Below are 16,672 nucleotides of genomic sequence, written 5' to 3'. Positions count from 1 at the left end.
GAGCGGCACGCAAGTGGGGTGGGCCGGTCCAGGGATGACCGTGTCCCGAGGAACATGGCCGAGGAGTACCGGGTGACGACCTTTGACGCACGAGCAAGCCTGAGCGATCTGACGACGACCGCTGACCGGGTGCGCCGCAGTGTGGAGAACGTGATCGAGGGCAAGCCCGAAGTCGTCCGCATCGCACTGACGGTGCTGCTCGCCGAGGGACATCTGCTGATCGAGGACGTGCCGGGTGTCGGTAAGACGATGCTGTCCAAGGCCCTGGCACGGTCGATCGACTGTTCGGTACGGCGCATCCAGTTCACACCCGACCTGCTGCCGTCCGACATCACCGGTGTGAGCGTCTTCGACCAGCAGCGGCGGGACTTCGAGTTCAAGCCGGGCGCCATCTTCGCGCAGATCGTGGTCGGCGACGAGATCAACCGCGCCTCGCCCAAGACCCAGTCGGCGCTGCTGGAGTCGATGGAGGAGCGGCAGGTCACCGTGGACGGCACCACGTACGAACTGCCGAGCCCCTTCATGGTGATCGCCACCCAGAACCCGGTGGAGATGGAGGGCACCTATCCGCTGCCCGAGGCGCAGCGGGACCGGTTCACCGCCCGGGTCTCGATCGGCTACCCCAGCCCGGACGCCGAGTTGAAGATGCTCGACGTGCACGGCGGTGTCTCGCCGCTCGACGACCTCCAGCCCGTCGCGCACGCCCACGAGATCGTCAAGCTCGTCGAGGCCGTACGGATGGTGCATGTCTCGGAGCCGGTACGGCGGTACGCGGTGACGCTGGTCGGCGCCACCCGCAACCACCCCGATCTGCGGCTCGGCGCCTCGCCGCGCGCCACCTTGCACCTGGTGCGGGCCGCCAGGGCCTCCGCCGCGCTGGACGGCCGGGACTACGTGCTGCCCGACGACGTGCAGGGCCTGGCCTCCTCCGTACTGGCGCACCGCCTGCTGCCCACCGCGCAGGCGCAGTTGAACCGGCGCACCCCCGAACAGGTGGTCGCCGAGATCGTGCAGCGCGTCCCGGTGCCCGACCCGGCGGCCGGCGGCTGGCCGCAGAAGCCGTCCGCCCGCCCGCAGGGCCTGCGGGGCCTGTGATGGCGACGCCCGGCGCCGGGACCCCGCCGCCGACCCGACCGCCACAATCCGCGCCGCAGCCGCAGCGCGGTCCGGCGCAGGGCCGCCAGGGCGGCCCGCCGGGCGCCGCGGGGCCGCAGCAGGCGAGCGGCGGATTCCGTACCGCGCTCGGCGGACTCACCACCCGGGGCCGGTCCTTCGTCGCGGCCGGGGTCGCCGCCGGGATATGCGCCTACGTGCTCGGCCAGCCCGACCTGCTGCGGGTCGGACTGCTGCTGGCGATCCTGCCGCTGGTCTGCGTCGCCGTCCTGTACCGCACCCGTTACCGGGTCGCGGGCAGCAGGCGGCTCGCCCCGTCGCGGGTGCCCGCCATGTCGGAGTCCCGCGTGCACCTGCGGGTCGACAACGTCTCGCGCATCCCCACCGGACTGCTGATGCTCCAGGACCGGGTGCCGTACGTGCTCGGCCCGCGCCCGCGCTTCGTGCTGGACCGGGTGGAGCCCGGCGGCCACCGCGAGGTGTCCTACCGGGTCCGCTCCGACCTGCGGGGCCGCTACCCGCTCGGCCCGCTGCAACTGCGGCTGACCGACCCCTTCGGCATGTGCGAACTGACCCGCTCCTTCAGCGCGTTCGACACCCTCACCGTGGTGCCGCGCGTCGAGGCGCTGCCGCCGGTACGCCTGGCCGGTGAGGCCAACGGCTACGGCGAGAGCCGCACCCGCGCGCTGGCCTTCGCCGGCGAGGACGACGTCATCCCGCGCGGCTACCGGCACGGCGACGACCTGCGCCGGGTGCACTGGCGCTCCACCGCCAAGTACGGCGAGCTGATGGTGCGCCGCGAGGAGCAGCCGCACCGCGCGCGCTGCACCGTCCTGCTGGACACCCGGCGCTCCGCCTACTACGGCGCGGGCCCCGACTCGGCGTTCGAGTGGGCGGTCTCGGCCGCCGCCTCGGTCTCCACCCACATGCTGGAACGCGGCTTCGCGGTACGGCTGCTGACCGACACCGGCAGCAGCGTCCCCGGCCCCGAGGGCACCGGCGGATACGTCGGCGACTCCTCGGACATGGCGGGCGTCCTGCTGGACACCCTCGCCGTGGTCGACCACTCCGACGACCTGGCGCAGTCGCCCGGCTCCGGCTCCGGCCCCGACGCCGCGCACAGCGACGGCCTGTCCCGCGCCTACGAGGTGCTGCGGTCCAGCCACGAGGGTCTGCTGGTGGCCTTCCTCGGCGACCTGGACGAGGAGCAGGCGGCCAACGTCGGCCGGATGCGGCAACGGGCGGGCGGCGCCGTCGCGTTCGTCCTGGACAGCGACGACTGGACGGCCCGCGAGCCGGGCGCCAGGTCGGAGCCCCCGGCCGAGCACGGCGCGCGGGAGACCGGCGCCGCCGACGACGACACCCCGACACCGCTGCGGATGCTCCGCGAGGCGGGCTGGACGGTGCTGTCGGTACGCGCCGGGGACTCGCTGCCGGAACTGTGGCAGCGGGCCGACCGTTACCGCTCACGCGAGGAACAGCAAGAGGCAGGGGCCACAACATGAGCGGACGTGCCCGGCTGACGGTGTGTGCGGCGGCCGCCTCCGTGATGGCCGCCTGCTCGCTGCTGCCGCTGGCCACCCCCGCGGGCTGGATGTTCCAGGCCGTGCTCTTCGTGGCACTCCAGTCCGGGGTCGGCGCGCTGGCCCGACGGGTGCCGCTGGCCCGGCCGTTGACCGTCCTCGCGCAGGCGGTGGTCTCACTGCTCGTGCTGACCGTGATGTTCGCGCCGCACCAGGCGCTGGGCGGTGTCATCCCCGGTCCCAACGCCTTCGTCCACCTCAGCGACCTGGTACGCGACGGGCTGACCGACGTCAGCCAGTTCGCCATCCCGGCGCCGGTCACCCCCGGCATCAGGATGCTGCTGGTCGGCGGTGTGCTGGTGGTCGCGCTCGCGGTGGACGCGCTGGCCGTCACGTACAACAGCGCGGCCCCCGCGGGACTTCCGCTGCTGGCGCTGTACTCGGTGGCCGCGGGGCTGTCCAACGGCGGTGCGCAGTGGCTGTACTTCGTGGTCGCCGCCGCCGGTTACCTGCTGCTGCTCCTGGCCGAGGGCCGGGACCGGCTCTCGCGCTGGGGCCGGGTCTTCGGCGGCGGTCCGCCGGCCAACGGCTGGGGCGGCTCCGCCAACCCGGCCTCCGGCAGCCGGGCGCTGGCCCCGGTGCGCACCGGCCGCAGGATCGGCGTGATGGCGCTGGGCCTGGCCCTGGTCGCGCCCGCCGTGCTGCCGTCGCTGGGCAGCGGCCTGCTGGACACCTCGGGCACCGGTACGGGACCGGGGCGCGGCGGCACGATCTCCGCGGTCAACCCGGTGGTGGCCCTCCAGGACAACCTCAACCAGCAGGACAACCGCGAAGTCCTCTCGTACAGGACCAACTCCACCGATCTGTCCAGCATGTACTTGCGGATCGTGGCGCTCGACCAGTTCGACGGCACGCAGTGGCAGCCGTCGAAGCGGAAGATCGAGGACATCCCGTCGGTGCTGCCGCAGCCCGCGGGCATGGCCTCCGACGTGAAGTACTCCAAGGTCCAGACGACGGTGAAGGTCGACGACGGCTACGCGCAGGGCTGGCTGCCGATGCCCTTCCCGGCGCTGGGCGTCGACGTGTCGGGGCACTGGCGGTTCGAGCCCGAGGGCCGGACGATCATCGGCGACCGCGGGCAGAACACCTCGGGTCTGACGTACTCGGTCACGAGCATGCAGGTGCAGCCGACGGCCGCGCAGCTCGCCGCCGCGCCCCCGGCCACCGGACGGGTCGCCGAGGAGTACACCAAGGTGCCCGGCTCGCTGCCGAAGGTGGTCGCGCAGACCGCGCAGCAGGTGACGGAGTCGGCGAACAACGACTACGAGAAGGCGCTGGCGCTCCAGCGGTACTTCACCTCGGGCGCGTTCGTCTACAACACCAAGGCGCAGTCGGGCACCGGCGTGGACGCCATAGCGCGGTTCCTGCGCACCAAGGAAGGCTTCTGCATCCACTTCGCCTTCACCATGGCGGCGATGGCCCGCACGCTGCACATCCCGGCGCGGGTGGCGGTCGGCTTCACCCCCGGCTCGCAGCAGGGTTCGGACGGCACGATGTCGGTGGGCCTCAAGGACGCGCACGCCTGGCCCGAGCTGTACTTCGAGGGCATCGGCTGGACCCGTTTCGAGCCGACCCCGTACCGGGGCACGGCCCCCTCGTACACCCAGACCACGACGCCCTCGGGCACCAACGAGCCCGCCGACCAGGGGCAGCACGGCACGGCGACGACGCCGACCCCGACGCCCTCGGCGAGCGCGAGCTGCGGCAGCGACAACCGGGCGCAGAGCTCCTGCGACAACACGGCGGTGGCCGCTTCCGGCGGTTCCGGCGGCGGCGGGTTCGGCGGCGGCAGGATCGCCGTGCTCACGCTGCTCGCGCTGCTGGTGCTGGCCGTCCCGCTGCTGCCCATGCTCTGGCGGCGCCGACAGCGGTCCAGACGGCTCGGCGGCGGACGGGACAGGGCCGAAGGGCTCGCCCTGTCCGCCTGGCGCGAGGTGGTCGACACCGGCTGGGACTACGGCGTCCCACCGGACGACTCCGAGACCCCGCGGCGGGCGATGGCCCGGCTGGTCCAGGACGGCGGTCTGACCGGCCAGGCCGCGGTCTCCGCGGGCGCCCTGGCCACGGCGGTGGAGCAGGTGCTCTACTCGCCCAGGCCCCAGCCGGTCACCGGGTTGCCGGCCGATGTCCGGCACGTCCGCGAGGGCCTGCACGCGGCGGCCGGGCGCCGCGGTCGCCTTCGGGCGGTGCTTCTGCCGCGTTCCTCCGCCCGGGTGATCTGGCACCTTTCTGACCGGTGGTCCGCGGTCACTCTCCGTCTGTCCGAGGCCGGGCATCGCCTTGTCGCTCCGCTGAGGAGGCGCCTGGCCCGCCAGGCGTGAGTCCCCACCGCGCGGGTGGGGCGCCCCTCAGGGGGCTGCGCTGTCCGCGCGGGGCGTGCCCCGTCAGGGGCGGGAGGAACTGCGCGCCCGCCCCCAGGGGCCGGTGGTCCGGGAACGACCGGACTGCCCCGCCGGGGCGGGTGGTGACCTGCGGGAGCGCGGCCGGCGGCGGACCGCGCGGTTCCTCAGCGCGGCCGGCGGCGGACCGCGCGGTTCCTCCCCCAGCACGGGGGGCAAAAAGATCGGCGCACCGTCGGGAGGGTGCGGGACCCTCGGACGGTGCGCCGTGCTGGCGGAAGTGACCCTCTAGCGGCCACCCTGCTGCTCGTCGCGGCGGCGCTGCCACCGCTCCTCGATCCGGTCCATGACCTTGCCCCGCTTGGCCTGGTTGCGGCGACTGAGCCGCCGACCGGGTGCGCCGGGGGCACCGGGAACCCCGGCGGCGGGCGCCGCCTCGCCCGGCTTGCCCGCCTTGCGCCAGCCGGTGACGGCCAGCACCGCACAGGCCAGCATGACCAGGAAGCCCACCACACTGATCCAGGGCTGCTTGGCGATCATGCCGCCCATGAGCAGCGCGATACCGACCAGGAAGCCCGCCACCGACTGGTAGACACGCCGCCTGGTGTACGTGCGCAGCCCACTTCCCTCAAGCGCCGACGCGAACTTGGGATCTTCGGCGTACAGCGCTCGCTCCATCTGCTCGAGCATGCGCTGCTCGTGCTCCGAGAGCGGCACGGAGTCCTCCTACTCGTCGGTCGCAGGGGGGCGACCGGTCCGACCCTTTCAGGATAGGCAGGGATTCGCCCCCATGAAACCCGCCCCACTACGCCAATCCGACGGGGGCTTCATTCCCCGTCCGCCGTTACGTCATGCCAGCATACGGTCAGCAATGGCGGTACGGGGGGCCTGTGACCGACTACTCCGGCCGGTGGCGGGGGCGGGTGAAGCGGAAGAGGTCCTTCCGGGGGTCGCGCGGGGTCCGTCAGCCGCGCTCGCCGAGGACGTGGAGCTGGGTGGCCACCGAGTGGAATCCGGGCTCCTCCGCCGCTGCCAGCTCCAGCCGCAGCAGCGCCTCCAGGGCGCCCGGCTCGGTGTCGACCAGGACGCCGGGGACGAGGTCGGCGAAGACCCTGATGCCGTGCACGGCGGCGGCCCGCAGGCCCGCGTCGGTGACCAGCCGGGTGAGCTGGTCCGCGGTGTAGCGGCGGGGCAGCGAATCGCCGTCGCCCCATCGGCCGTCCGGGTCACCGAGGGCGTGCTGGGCCTCCGCGAAGTGCCCGGCGAGGGCGCGGGCCAGTACGGCGCCGCCGCGGCCCGCCGCGAGCAGGCTGAGGGCGCCGGAGGGCCGGAGGGCTCCGACCACGTTGCGCACGGCCTCCGCCGGGTCGTCCACGTACTCCAGGACGCCGTGGCACAGCACCATGTCCCAGCTCGCGCGGGGCACGATGTCGGGCAGCCCGTGGGTGTCGCCCTGGACGGCGCTGACCCGGTCGGTGACCCCGGCCTCGGCGGCTCGCCGCTCCAGTGCGAAGAGCGCGTCGGGGCTGGGGTCGACGACGGTGACGCGGTGGCCGAGCCGGGCGACGGGCACCGCGAAGTTGCCGGTGCCGCCGCCGGTGTCCAGGACGTCGAGTGCCGCCGTGTCCGCGGTCTTGGCCCGCCGTTCGAGAGCGTCCTTGAGGACCTCCCACACCACGGCGGTACGCAGACTGGCACGGGGGCGCATCGGGTCCACCCCTCCTTGACGGGACATGGCGCGCGGCTCCTCGCAGGGGCTGGTCACATCGGGCGGCTCCACTCTAGAGCCCCCGGCCGAGGTGGGGCCGCCGCGCGCGCGGCCGGGCGTCGTGGTCCAGGTGCTCGTGCGCGACCAGGACGACGGGGCCGCCGCGCGCGGCCGGGTGTCAGTTGGCGCGTCTGCGGGGTGGCTCCGCGGCCGCGGGGGCCGGGATCAGGGGCGGCTTGCCCGCGAGCGCGGGCTGGAGGAGCAGCATGCGCTCCACCAGGCGCAGGAACATGGTCGCGGCGCGCAGCAGGTCGTCGGCGTCGCGGGGGCCCGCGGCTCCGGCAATGCCGGCCTCGGCGCGGGCCCTGCGGGCCGCGCCCGCCTCGAACAGGGCGCTCCACTCCGCCAGTTCGGGCGCGACCTCGGGCAGCACCTCCCAGGCGGTGCGTATCCGCTGGCGGCGGCGCGGGGCGGGCTCGGGTCGGCCGCGTACCGCGAGCACCGCGGCGGCGGTGCGCAGGGCGGCGAGGTGGGCGGTGGCGTAGCGCTCGTTCGGAGTCTCCAGGACGGCGGCCTCTTCGAGGCCGAGGTGTGCCTGGGTGAGCAGGTCAAGGGCGGCGGGTGACGCGGTGGCGCGGCGCAGCACAGGATGGATGTCGCTTACGGGAGCTGCCATGGCGAGCCTCCTTTCTCCGTGCCACCCATAGTGGGGGCTACCACTGACAATCGGTCCTGACCTGGGGTAACGCCCGAAAACGGGACATTCGCGCGGTGGCCGGAATCCGCCGGGTGAACGTGCCCGGTGAACATGCCGGACGCCGGACAGGCAGAATCGGCACCATGACCACCGCACGACGCCAGGCCACTCGTCAGAAGCTGTACGAGGCCGCCGTCACCCTCATCGCCGAACAGGGCTTCTCCGCCACCACGGTCGACGAGATCGCCGAACGGGCCGGGGTCGCCAAGGGCACCGTCTACTACAACTTCGCCAGCAAGAACGACCTGTTCGAGGAGTTGCTGCGGCACGGCGTGGGTCTGCTGACCGTCTCGCTGCGCGAGGCCGCGCAGGACGCGGAGGCCAAGGGCGGCGGCAAGGTCGACGCGCTGGACGCGATGATCCACGCGGGGCTCGACTTCATCGTGCGCTACCCGTCCTTCACGCAGCTCTACGTGGCCGAGCTGTGGCGCACCAACCGCGCCTGGCAGGACACGCTGATGATCCTGCGTCAGGAGGCGGTGGCGGTGGTCGAGAAGGTGCTGGGCGAGGCCGTGGCGGCGGGTGAGCTGAACGACGAGATCGACGTACCGCTGACGGCGTCCGCGCTGTTCGGGATGGTGCTGGTCGCCGCGCTGGACTGGCAGGCGTTCCAGCCGGAGCGCGGTATCGACGAGGTGCACGCGGCGCTGTCCCGGCTGCTCCAGGGCAGGGTCGGCGGGCGTTCGGCGCGCCAGTGAGCGGTCCGCGGGTGCGCTGTTCTGGCAGGGTCCGGTCCCCCGCAGGTCCGTGCCAGAACAGCGCCTCCCCCGTGCGCCCCCCGTTCACGTACGGACCGGTGTACTTCCGCCGCCCCGTGTCGGCGGTTCTGGCACCGAAGCCCGTCCGCGGTCCCCACTCTTCCGGTTTCCCGGCCGACGCCCCATCCGCGAACGTACTCAACCGCGCGTCTAGGTACGGATACTCATGACCGCGCGATTTCACTCGGTGACAGTGGGCGCGGTTCGCTAGAGTCCCGCGCATGTCCGTACTTCCGCTGGTCTTCACCAGCGGCTGGGCGAGCGGGATCAACGCCTACGCCGTCGTGCTGCTGCTCGGTGTGATGGGCAGGGCGGGTATCACCGACGAGGTGCCGCTCTCGCTCCAGCGCACCGATGTGCTGCTGATCGCGGCCGCCCTGTTCCTCTGCGAGGCGGTGGCCGACAAGATCCCTTACGTGGACTCGGCGTGGGACGCCGTGCACACGGTGATCAGGCCGGTCGCGGGCGCGGTGGTGGCGGCGCTGCTGGCCGGGCAGTCGGGTTCGCTGTCGGAGCTGGCGGCGGGCGCGGTCGGCGGGTCCACGGCGCTGGCCAGCCATCTGGTGAAGGCGGGCACGAGGCTGGCGGTGAACACCTCGCCCGAGCCCGCGAGCAATATCGTGGTCAGCCTCGCCGAGGACCTGGGCGTCGCGAGCATCGTCACCTTCGCGCTCTTCCATCCGCTGCCCGCCGCGATCATCGCGGCGGTGCTGCTGGTGCTCGGCATGACCGTCGTGCTCCTGCTGCTGTCCCGGATCCGGCGCGCGCTGCGCCGCCGCAGGGAGCGCAGGGAGCGCAAGAACCGGAACGGCACCCCGGCGCCCACCTGAGAGCCTGTCGGGCGGCCTTCGATACAGTCCCTGCCATGGCACGGATTGCGGTGATCGGCGCGGGTATGGGCTCGCTGGCGGCGGCGGCCAGGCTCGCCATCGGCGGCCACCGGGTGGTGGTGCACGAGCGGTCGGCGACGTACGGCGGCGGTGTGGGCCGGGTCGAGAGGGACGGTTTCGCCTTCGACACCGGCCCCGGTCTCCTGCTGCTGCCCGCCGTGCAGCGCGATCTGTTCGTCAAGACCGGCCGGGAGTCGCTCGAACAGTCCGTCGGTCTGGCGCAGGCCGATCCGGCCGCCCGCCACGTCTTCGCCGACGGTACGGATCTGACGCTGCCCAACGCGTCGCGCTCCGGGGTCATGGAGGCGCTGGACGGCGCTCTGGGCGCCGGAAGCGGCGAGCGGTGGAGCGAGGTCATGCTGCGCGCCCGGGAAGCCTGGGAGGCCACTCGCAGGCCCTTGTTGGAGGACGCGGTGTCCGGGGCGACCGCCGCGCTGCGCGAGGATCCGTATCCGGCGGCCGGGAAGCGCGGTCTGCTGCGCCGCCCGGCGCGGGCGCGGACCCTGTCCGCCGTCGCGGACGGCGAGTTGCGCGACCCCCGGCTGGCCGCGCTGCTGGAGAGCTATCCGCTCGACTACGGCCTCGACCCGCGCACCGCTCCCGCCTCGGCGACCGTACTGGCGTACGTGGAGCAGACCTTCGGGGTCTGGTACGTGCCCGGCGGGCTGCGGGCGCTGGCCGACGCGGTGTACGCGCGCTGTCTGGCGCGGAAGGTGGAGTTCCGGTTCGGCGCCGAGGTCACCGGGGTGCTGGAGAAGGACGGCCGGGCCGCCGGGGTGGAACTGGCCGACGGCGGTACGGCGGAGGCCGACTTCGTGGTGGCGGGCGCGCCGCTGCCCGCGCTCTACCGGGACCACGTGCTGCCCTGGGAGTCCGAGGACGAGTTGCCCGACTGGGGCCCGCGGCACCCGCGGGGTGTCCTCACCGTCCACCTGGCGCTGCGCGGCGCGCGCCCGGCCGACGCCGTGCACCGTACGGTCGTGCACGCCCCGGACCGCGAGCGCGCGCTGACCTGGGCATTCGACTCCCCCGGCACCACGGACGCCGTCCCCACGGTGACGGTGCTGCGGCCCGACGACCCCGCGCTGCGCCCGGACGACGGGCACGAGGCGGTCACCGTGAGGGTGACCGTGCCGCCGCACGGCCGGGCCGGCCTGGACTGGACGGCTCCCGCCGCCGCCGACGCCGCCGCCGAGCGGGCGGTGGCCGCCGCGGAGGCGGCCGTACCCGGCCTGCGGGAGCGGGAGTTGTGGCGGATCGTGCGGACACCGGCGGACACGGAACGCGAGACCGGCGCACCGGGCGGCTCGGTGCCCGCCCCGGCGCTCGCGGGCGCGCACGGCTCACTGCTGCGCTCCCCCAACGCCGACGCGCTGCCCGGTCTCTACCGGGTCGGCGGCTGGGCCCACCCCGGCGGCGGACTGCCGCACGCGGGCATGTCGGGCGCGATCGTGGCCGACCTGATCATGGGCGGGCCCGGCGGCAGCCGGTGAACGGGCGTGCGCCGCGCGCTCGTTGACGGCTCACTCGACGGATTCCCGTCCGCTGTCCGCCTCTTGCCGCCCCCGTTACCGCCGCGAAGATCCTTAAGCGGGCCACCGCCCGGATTCAACCGATCGGACGGAAAAGCCCGGTGGGCGCTCCGGGGGCGCGCGGTGGCCGCCTAGCGTGAACGGTGGCCCGTGATCACCGAGCGGAAGGCCGTACGAAGCATGCCGCAGCCCTTCGAACTCCCGCAGTTCTACGTGCCGTATCCGGCGCGGCTCAACCCCCACCTGGAACGGGCCAGGGAGCACTCCAAGGCGTGGGCCCGCGAGATGGACATGATCGAGGGCTCAGGGATCTGGGACGAGGCGGACTACGACGCCCACGACTACGCGCTGCTGTGCGCGTACACCCATCCCGACGCGTCGGGTCCCGAACTGGACCTGGTCACCGACTGGTACGTGTGGGTGTTCTTCTTCGACGACCACTTCCTGGACATCTTCAAGCGCAGCCAGGACATGCAGGGCGCGAAGGCGTACCTGGACCGGCTGCCCGCCTTCATGCCGGTGGATCCCGGACAGCCCGTGCCGGAGCCGACCAACCAGGTCGAGGCGGGGCTCGCGGACCTGTGGGCGCGCACGGTGCCGACGATGTCGCAGGACTTCAGAGAGCGGTTCCACGAGAGCACGTACTACCTGTTGGAGGAGTCGCTCTGGGAGCTGTCCAACATCAACGCGGGCCGCGTCTCGAATCCGATCGAGTACATCGAGATGCGCCGCAAGGTGGGCGGCGCGCCCTGGTCGGCGAATCTGATCGAGCACGCGGCGGGCGCCGAGGTACCGGCGCGGATCGCCGGGAGCCGTGCGATGCGGGTGCTGCGCGACTGCTTCGCGGACAGCGTGCACCTGCGCAACGACCTGTTCTCGTACCAGCGCGAGATCGAGGAAGAGGGCGAACTCTCCAACGCCGTCCTGGTCCTTGAGCGGTTCCTCGATCTGACCGCCCAGCAGGCAGCGGACCGGGTGAACGACCTGCTGACCTCGCGGCTGCACCAGTTCGAGCACACCGCTCTCACCGAAGTGGAGCCGCTGTTCGGGCAGTTCGGCCTGACCCCGCAGGAACGTCTCGGCGTCTTCGCGTACGTCAAGGGACTCCAGGACTGGCAGTCGGGCGGCCACGAGTGGCACATGCGCTCCAGCCGGTACATGAACGGCGCGGACGGCAGTTCCCGCGCGGTGGGCGCGGGCGCCGGTATCGGCGGCGGCGCGATCGGCGGGCCGACGGGCCTGGGCACCTCGGCCGCGCAGATCCTGCACTCGCTGGCCGCGACCTTGCCGCAGCGCGCCCGGTCCTTCTCGCACGCCCCGCACCAGCGCACCGACACGGTCCGGCGCGCCGAGATCCACATGCCGTTCGAGACCACGCTCAGCCCGCACTTGGACACCGCCCGGCGGCACAACGTGGAGTGGGGCCGGGCGATGGGCATCCTCGGCGCGGAGCCCGGCTTCCCCGTCCCCGGCGGGCTGTGGAACGAACGCAAGCTCGCCGACTACGACTTCGCGCTGTGCGCGGCGGGCATCCACCCGGCGGCCTCGCCGGAGGAGCTGAACCTCACCACGGACTGGCTGACCTGGGGCACCTACGGCGACGACTACTACCCGCTGGTCTTCGGCCGGTCCCCCGACACCGGAGCGGCCCGGCTGGCCACCGAGCGGTTCAAGCTGTTCATGCCGCTGGGCGACGAGCCCGCGCCCACGCCGGTGAGCGCGCTGGAGCGGGGTCTGGCGGATCTGTGGCGGCGCACCGCGGGCCCGATGTCCCCCGACGCGCGGGGCAAATTCCGCTTCGCCGTCGAGGACATGTGCGAGAGCTGGCTGTGGGAGCTGGCCAACCAGAAGCAGAACCGGGTGCCGGACCCGGTCGACTACATCGAGATGCGGCGCAAGACCTTCGGCTCCGACCTGACGATGAGCCTGTCGCGGATCGGCCACGGTGACGCCCTGCCGGACGCCGTCTACCGCTCGCGGCCCGTGCAGTCCATGGAGGTGGCCGCCGCCGACTTCGCCTGCCTGCTCAACGACGTGTTCTCGTACCGCAAGGAGATCGAGTTCGAGGGGGAGATCCACAACGCGGTGCTCGTCGTGCAGAATTTCCTGGACTGCTCGCCGCAGGAGGCAATGGACGTGGTCGGGGATCTGATGGCCGCGCGGATGCAGGAGTTCCAGCACATCACCGAGAACCAACTGCCCACGCTCTTCGAGGAGTTCGCACTCGACGACGCGGCGCGCGAGGTGCTGCTCGGCTACGCGCAGGAGCTGCGCGACTGGCTGGCGGGCATCCTCACCTGGCACGAGGGCTGCCACCGGTACGAGGAGGAGACGCTGCGGCGGGACTTCCCGCACGTGGCCGCCGTGCTGCCCGCCCAGACCTGGGCCGCGCCCAACGGCCTGGGCACGGCGGCGGCCCGGCTGCCGTCACTGCTGCACGCGGCCCGCGCCCAGGCCGGGTAGCGGGGCGGTCGGCGGGGCGAACTCTCAGTAGCGGTAGGGGTCGTACGGGTCGGCGTACTGCGGCTGCTGCTCCTGCTGGGGCGGTTGCTGCTGTTCGTACGGCGACTGGTACTGCTGCTGGGGGATGTACGGCTGCGCCTGCGGGTCGGGCTGCTGCTGGTACGGGTAGCCGTACGGGTCGCTGCCCAGCGGCTGTTGCTCCTGCTCCTGCTGACCGCCGTAGGTCTCGTACCGCGGCTGGGGCTGCGGATACGGGTACGGGTAGGGCTCGCCGCCGCCGGCCGGGGTGTCGTAGCCGTAGGGGGCGGGGGCGGGCTCCTGGTAGGCGCCCGGGTCGTAGCCGTACTCGTGGCCGCCCCAGCCGGACTGGTCGGAGCCGTCACCGGCGTAGGAGGCCGCCGCGGGCTGGGGTTCGCCGCCCCAGCCCGCATAGCCCTGCGCGCCGTACCCCTCGTAGCCGCCGCTGGTGTACGGGTCGGGGGTGTACGTCGACTGGCCGTCGTAGACCGGGTATTCGCCGCTGTCCTCGTGCATCGGGACCGGCTGGTAGATCTGGCCGGAGTCCAACGGCCGCCCGCCGCCGAACAGATCGGGCTCGTCCGCGTCGAGTTCGTCGCGCGGACCCAGCTGCCGGGCGGCGGCGAATTCCTCCGGGTATTCCTCCTCGACCGGGCTGACCTCCAGCACCGGCTCGGTCACCCCGCCCTTCCTGCGGCGGCGGCTGGAGCCGGGACGCCCGCCGAGCGCCCAGCCGGTGGAGAAGCCGCGCTTGTAGGAGAGCGTCACGAAGGACTGGCCCGCGCCGAAGGCGAGCGCGCCGAGCACGATGATGATCACATTGCGCTGGGACACGCCGACGACCACGCCCAGGAACCCGGCGAAGGCCAGTACGCGATAGCGCAGCCGCGCCTTGTACTGGAGCAGTACCTCACCGAGCAGCCACAGCGCGACGATTCCGAAGGCGACGTACAGCACCGAGTAGCCCATGCGCCCACTTCCTTAACTGGACCGAGCCGACTGTACCGAGCCGGTCACGTCCGCTGGTGCAGACCGAGGTTCTCGTAGATCTCCAGCGACGCTGTCGAGTGGTTAAGAGTAATGAAGTGCAGCCCCGGAATGTCCTCCGCCATCAGACGGCGGCACATCTCGGTGGTGAACTCGATGCCGATCGCCCGGACCGCGACCGGGTCGTCCTGCACCGCGAGGATGCGTTCGGCCAGGTCGGAGGGGAAGGGGGCGTTGCCGAGCTGGGCGAAACGCTCGATCTGCCGGACGTTGGTGACCGGCATGACCTCGGGAATGATCGGGGTGCTGCACCCCGCCGCGTCGACCCGGTCGCGCAGCCGCAGGTAGTCCTCCGCGTCGAAGAACATCTGCGTGATGGCGAAGTCGGCGCCCGCGCGGCACTTGTCCAGGAAGTGCCGGGTGTCCTCGGCCGGGTCGGTGGAGCGCGGGTGCATCTCGGTGAACGCGGCCACGCCGACGCAGAAGTCGCCGGATTCCTTGATCAGCCGGACCAGTTCCGCCGCGTACGTCAGGCCCTCCGGGTGCGGCACCCACTCCGCGAGCGGGTCGCCCGGCGGGTCCCCGCGCACAGCCAGGATGTTGCGGATTCCGGCGTCCGCGTACTGCCCGATGATGTTGCGCAGCTCGGCCACCGAGTGGTTCACGGCCGTGAGGTGCGCGCACGGGGTCAGCGTGGTGTCCGACACGATCCGGTCCGTGGCCCGCACCGTGCCCTCCCGCGAGGAGCCGCCCGCGCCGTAGGTCACCGACACGAACGTGGGGCCGACCGCCTCGATCCTGCGGATCGCGTTCCACAGCGTCCGCTCGCCCTTCTCCGTCCTCGGCGCGGCGAATTCGAACGAGTACGAGCGCTCGCCCCGCGCCAGGAGCTCACGGATCGTGATCGCCCGGTCTGTTCGCGTGGAAGGTGTCCCCAAAGCCATGCCTTGAAGGCTAGCCCCGGCTGGCCACCGTCCGTAACCGGACGGGGCGATATGACCTCGTACGTCCGTTTCCTGGCCACCGGCGGTCCACGGATTGGACACCGGGTGGGCTTGGCGCCCATGCCCGCGCCTTCCCCGGGGCTCGCCCCCCGTCAGGCCCCGCCGAAGCCACCTTCCCCTCCCGCGGGTCCCCGCTTTCCCGGGATGGGCGGTCCCTCTGCCGGGGGCGGTACGCCGGGTTTTTAGGGGCGCGGGGAACTGCGCGCTCGGCCACGGCGGTGGCGGGCCTTTGAGAACCGGCCCCAGCGGGGCAGACGCTGTTGTTTCCGGGCTGACAGCCCGGTGGGGGCGGGCGGGCCGCGCAGTTCCCCGCGCCCCTGAAAAGATCGACCAGCCGCCCTGGCAGAAAGACCGCCTCGGGGCCGCGCCCCGGAAAGACCGGCTTGCCGCCTGCGGGAGAGGACCGTCCAGGGGCCGGGCCCCGGGAATGCTCACCGCCTAGGTGTCAGGCGAGGGCGGCGCGGAGGGCGGAGGCCGCACCGGCGGGATCGGCGGCCTCGGTGAGGGCGCGGACGACGACGACACGGCGCGCACCGGCGGCGCGGACCTGGGCGATGTTGTCGAGGGAGATGCCGCCGATGGCGAACCAGGGCCGGTCGGTCGTGAGCCCGGCGGCGTGCCGGACCAGGTCGAGCCCCGGGGCCGGACGCCCCGGCTTGGTGGGCGTGGGCCAAACGGGCCCGGTGCAGAAGTAGTCGGCGCCGGGCTCCACGGCGGCGGCGTCCACCTCGGAAGGGGCATGGCAGGAGCGCCCGATCAGCACCTCGTCGCCGAGGATGGCGCGCGCGGCCGGGACCGGCAGGTCACCCTGGCCGAGGTGCAGGACGTCGGCCCGGGCCGCGTGCGCCACGTCGGCGCGGTCGTTGACCGCGAGGAGCTTGCCGTGCCTGCGGCAGACCTCGGCGAGGACGGCGAGGGCCGCCAGTTCGGCCCCCGCCTCGATGCCCTTGTGCCGGAGCTGGATGACGTCCACCCCGCCGCTCAGTGCCGCGTCCGCGAACTCGGCGAGGTCGCCGCGCTCGGTCCTGGCGTCGGTGCACAGATAGAGCCGGGCGGCGGCGAGCCGGTCACGGGCGGTGCCCACGGCGGTGGCGGCGGCGGTGGTCGTCATGCGGGCGGTTCCCCCTGAGGCGTACGGGTTACACGGCGAGCGCCTGCGCTCGGCGCTTCACCTCGGTCCCGCGATTCTCGCGCAGTGCCTGGGCGGGGGTGCCGGGGAGGCTCGGGTCGGGCGTGAAGAGCCATTCCAGCGCCTCATCGTCCGAGAACCCGTCGTCCTTGAGCACGGTGAGCGTGCCGGACAGGCCCTTGGTGATGGCGCCTTCGCCGACGAAGTCCGCGGGCACCATGAGCACCTTGTTCTCACCGCGGCGGACCGCGATGAGCTGGCCCTCCTTGATGAGGGGGCGAATCCGGGTGATGTCGAGTCCGAGCCGCTCCGCGACCTCGGGCAGCGTGAGCCACGAGGGGACGAGAGCGTCAATGTGTGCGTCAACCGACGAGAAAACAGTCACAGGACA

The 16,672-nt window shown here is 72.9% G+C and carries 14 protein-coding genes; 7 read left to right on the top strand and 7 right to left on the bottom strand.

Annotated features, from left to right (window positions below; genetic code table 11):
* Window positions 1-72 precede the first annotated feature (72 nt).
* The 3 genes from ACFZAM_RS08240 to ACFZAM_RS08230 are packed head-to-tail and all read left to right on the top strand — an operon-like array spanning window position 73 to window position 5,017.
* Window positions 73-1,095 carry a MoxR family ATPase gene (locus ACFZAM_RS08240; protein ID WP_188283215.1) on the top strand — a complete coding sequence of 341 codons (1,023 nt, stop codon included), beginning with the start codon at window positions 73-75 and terminating at the stop codon, window positions 1,093-1,095.
* Window positions 1,095-2,618, top strand: coding sequence for a DUF58 domain-containing protein (locus ACFZAM_RS08235; RefSeq protein WP_391043955.1), 1,524 nt, complete (start codon window positions 1,095-1,097; stop codon window positions 2,616-2,618). Before ACFZAM_RS08240 ends, ACFZAM_RS08235 begins: the two co-directional genes overlap by 1 nt.
* The gene (locus ACFZAM_RS08230) at window positions 2,615-5,017 is read left to right on the top strand and encodes a transglutaminaseTgpA domain-containing protein (protein WP_391043952.1); all 2,403 of its coding nucleotides are present in this window, start codon (window positions 2,615-2,617) and stop codon (window positions 5,015-5,017) included. Before ACFZAM_RS08235 ends, ACFZAM_RS08230 begins: the two co-directional genes overlap by 4 nt.
* Window positions 5,018-5,323: 306 nt before the next feature.
* Here ACFZAM_RS08230 and ACFZAM_RS08225 read toward each other — a convergent pair whose 3' ends face one another.
* From ACFZAM_RS08225 to ACFZAM_RS08215, 3 genes are all read right to left on the bottom strand, one after another.
* Window positions 5,324-5,752, bottom strand: coding sequence for a DUF3040 domain-containing protein (locus ACFZAM_RS08225; RefSeq protein ID WP_355334142.1), 429 nt, complete (start codon window positions 5,750-5,752; stop codon window positions 5,324-5,326).
* Window positions 5,753-5,999: 247 nt separating this feature from the next.
* Entirely contained in the window at window positions 6,000-6,770 is a 771-nt protein-coding gene (locus ACFZAM_RS08220; RefSeq protein ID WP_391043951.1) for a methyltransferase domain-containing protein, read from the bottom strand.
* A gap of 151 nt (window positions 6,771-6,921) precedes the next feature.
* Window positions 6,922-7,419, bottom strand: a complete 498-nt coding sequence (locus ACFZAM_RS08215) for an SAV_6107 family HEPN domain-containing protein (RefSeq protein WP_355334148.1) — start codon at window positions 7,417-7,419, stop codon at window positions 6,922-6,924.
* A 164-nt stretch (window positions 7,420-7,583) separates the two neighbouring features.
* Between ACFZAM_RS08215 and ACFZAM_RS08210 the strand changes: the two genes are divergently transcribed.
* From ACFZAM_RS08210 to ACFZAM_RS08195, 4 genes are all read left to right on the top strand, one after another.
* On the top strand, window positions 7,584-8,198 hold the full coding sequence (locus ACFZAM_RS08210; RefSeq protein WP_355334150.1) for a TetR/AcrR family transcriptional regulator: 615 nt from the start codon (window positions 7,584-7,586) through the stop codon (window positions 8,196-8,198).
* 281 nt (window positions 8,199-8,479) lie between these two features.
* Window positions 8,480-9,088, top strand: coding sequence for a DUF4126 domain-containing protein (locus ACFZAM_RS08205; protein ID WP_355334153.1), 609 nt, complete (start codon window positions 8,480-8,482; stop codon window positions 9,086-9,088).
* A 35-nt stretch (window positions 9,089-9,123) separates the two neighbouring features.
* Entirely contained in the window at window positions 9,124-10,641 is a 1,518-nt protein-coding gene (locus ACFZAM_RS08200) for an FAD-dependent oxidoreductase (RefSeq protein ID WP_391043948.1), read from the top strand.
* A 219-nt stretch (window positions 10,642-10,860) separates the two neighbouring features.
* Complete coding sequence (locus tag ACFZAM_RS08195) at window positions 10,861-13,143, top strand: germacradienol/geosmin synthase (protein WP_391043945.1); 2,283 nt, start codon at window positions 10,861-10,863, stop codon at window positions 13,141-13,143.
* Between the two features lie 24 nt (window positions 13,144-13,167).
* Here the strand turns inward: ACFZAM_RS08195 and ACFZAM_RS08190 are convergent, their stop codons facing one another.
* The 4 genes from ACFZAM_RS08190 to ACFZAM_RS08175 form a co-directional block, all read right to left on the bottom strand.
* Window positions 13,168-14,130, bottom strand: coding sequence for a hypothetical protein (locus tag ACFZAM_RS08190; RefSeq protein ID WP_391043942.1), 963 nt, complete (start codon window positions 14,128-14,130; stop codon window positions 13,168-13,170).
* Window positions 14,131-14,174: 44 nt separating this feature from the next.
* A complete protein-coding gene (gene metF, locus ACFZAM_RS08185; protein WP_355334163.1) occupies window positions 14,175-15,092 on the bottom strand; it encodes a methylenetetrahydrofolate reductase [NAD(P)H] in 918 nt (305 codons plus the stop codon).
* Window positions 15,093-15,597: 505 nt separating this feature from the next.
* Window positions 15,598-16,263 (bottom strand): thiamine phosphate synthase, encoded by a 666-nt coding sequence (gene thiE, locus ACFZAM_RS08180; protein WP_391043939.1) that lies wholly within the window; start codon window positions 16,261-16,263, stop codon window positions 15,598-15,600.
* 28 nt (window positions 16,264-16,291) lie between these two features.
* Window positions 16,292-16,666 (bottom strand): Rv2175c family DNA-binding protein, encoded by a 375-nt coding sequence (locus ACFZAM_RS08175; RefSeq protein ID WP_355334168.1) that lies wholly within the window; start codon window positions 16,664-16,666, stop codon window positions 16,292-16,294.
* Between the last annotated feature and the right edge of the window lie 6 nt (window positions 16,667-16,672).

It is taken from the genome of Streptomyces sp. NPDC008079, assembly GCF_042957385.1.
Lineage (GTDB): Bacteria > Actinomycetota > Actinomycetes > Streptomycetales > Streptomycetaceae > Actinacidiphila.
This window is presented reverse-complemented; position numbering and strand designations above follow the sequence as displayed.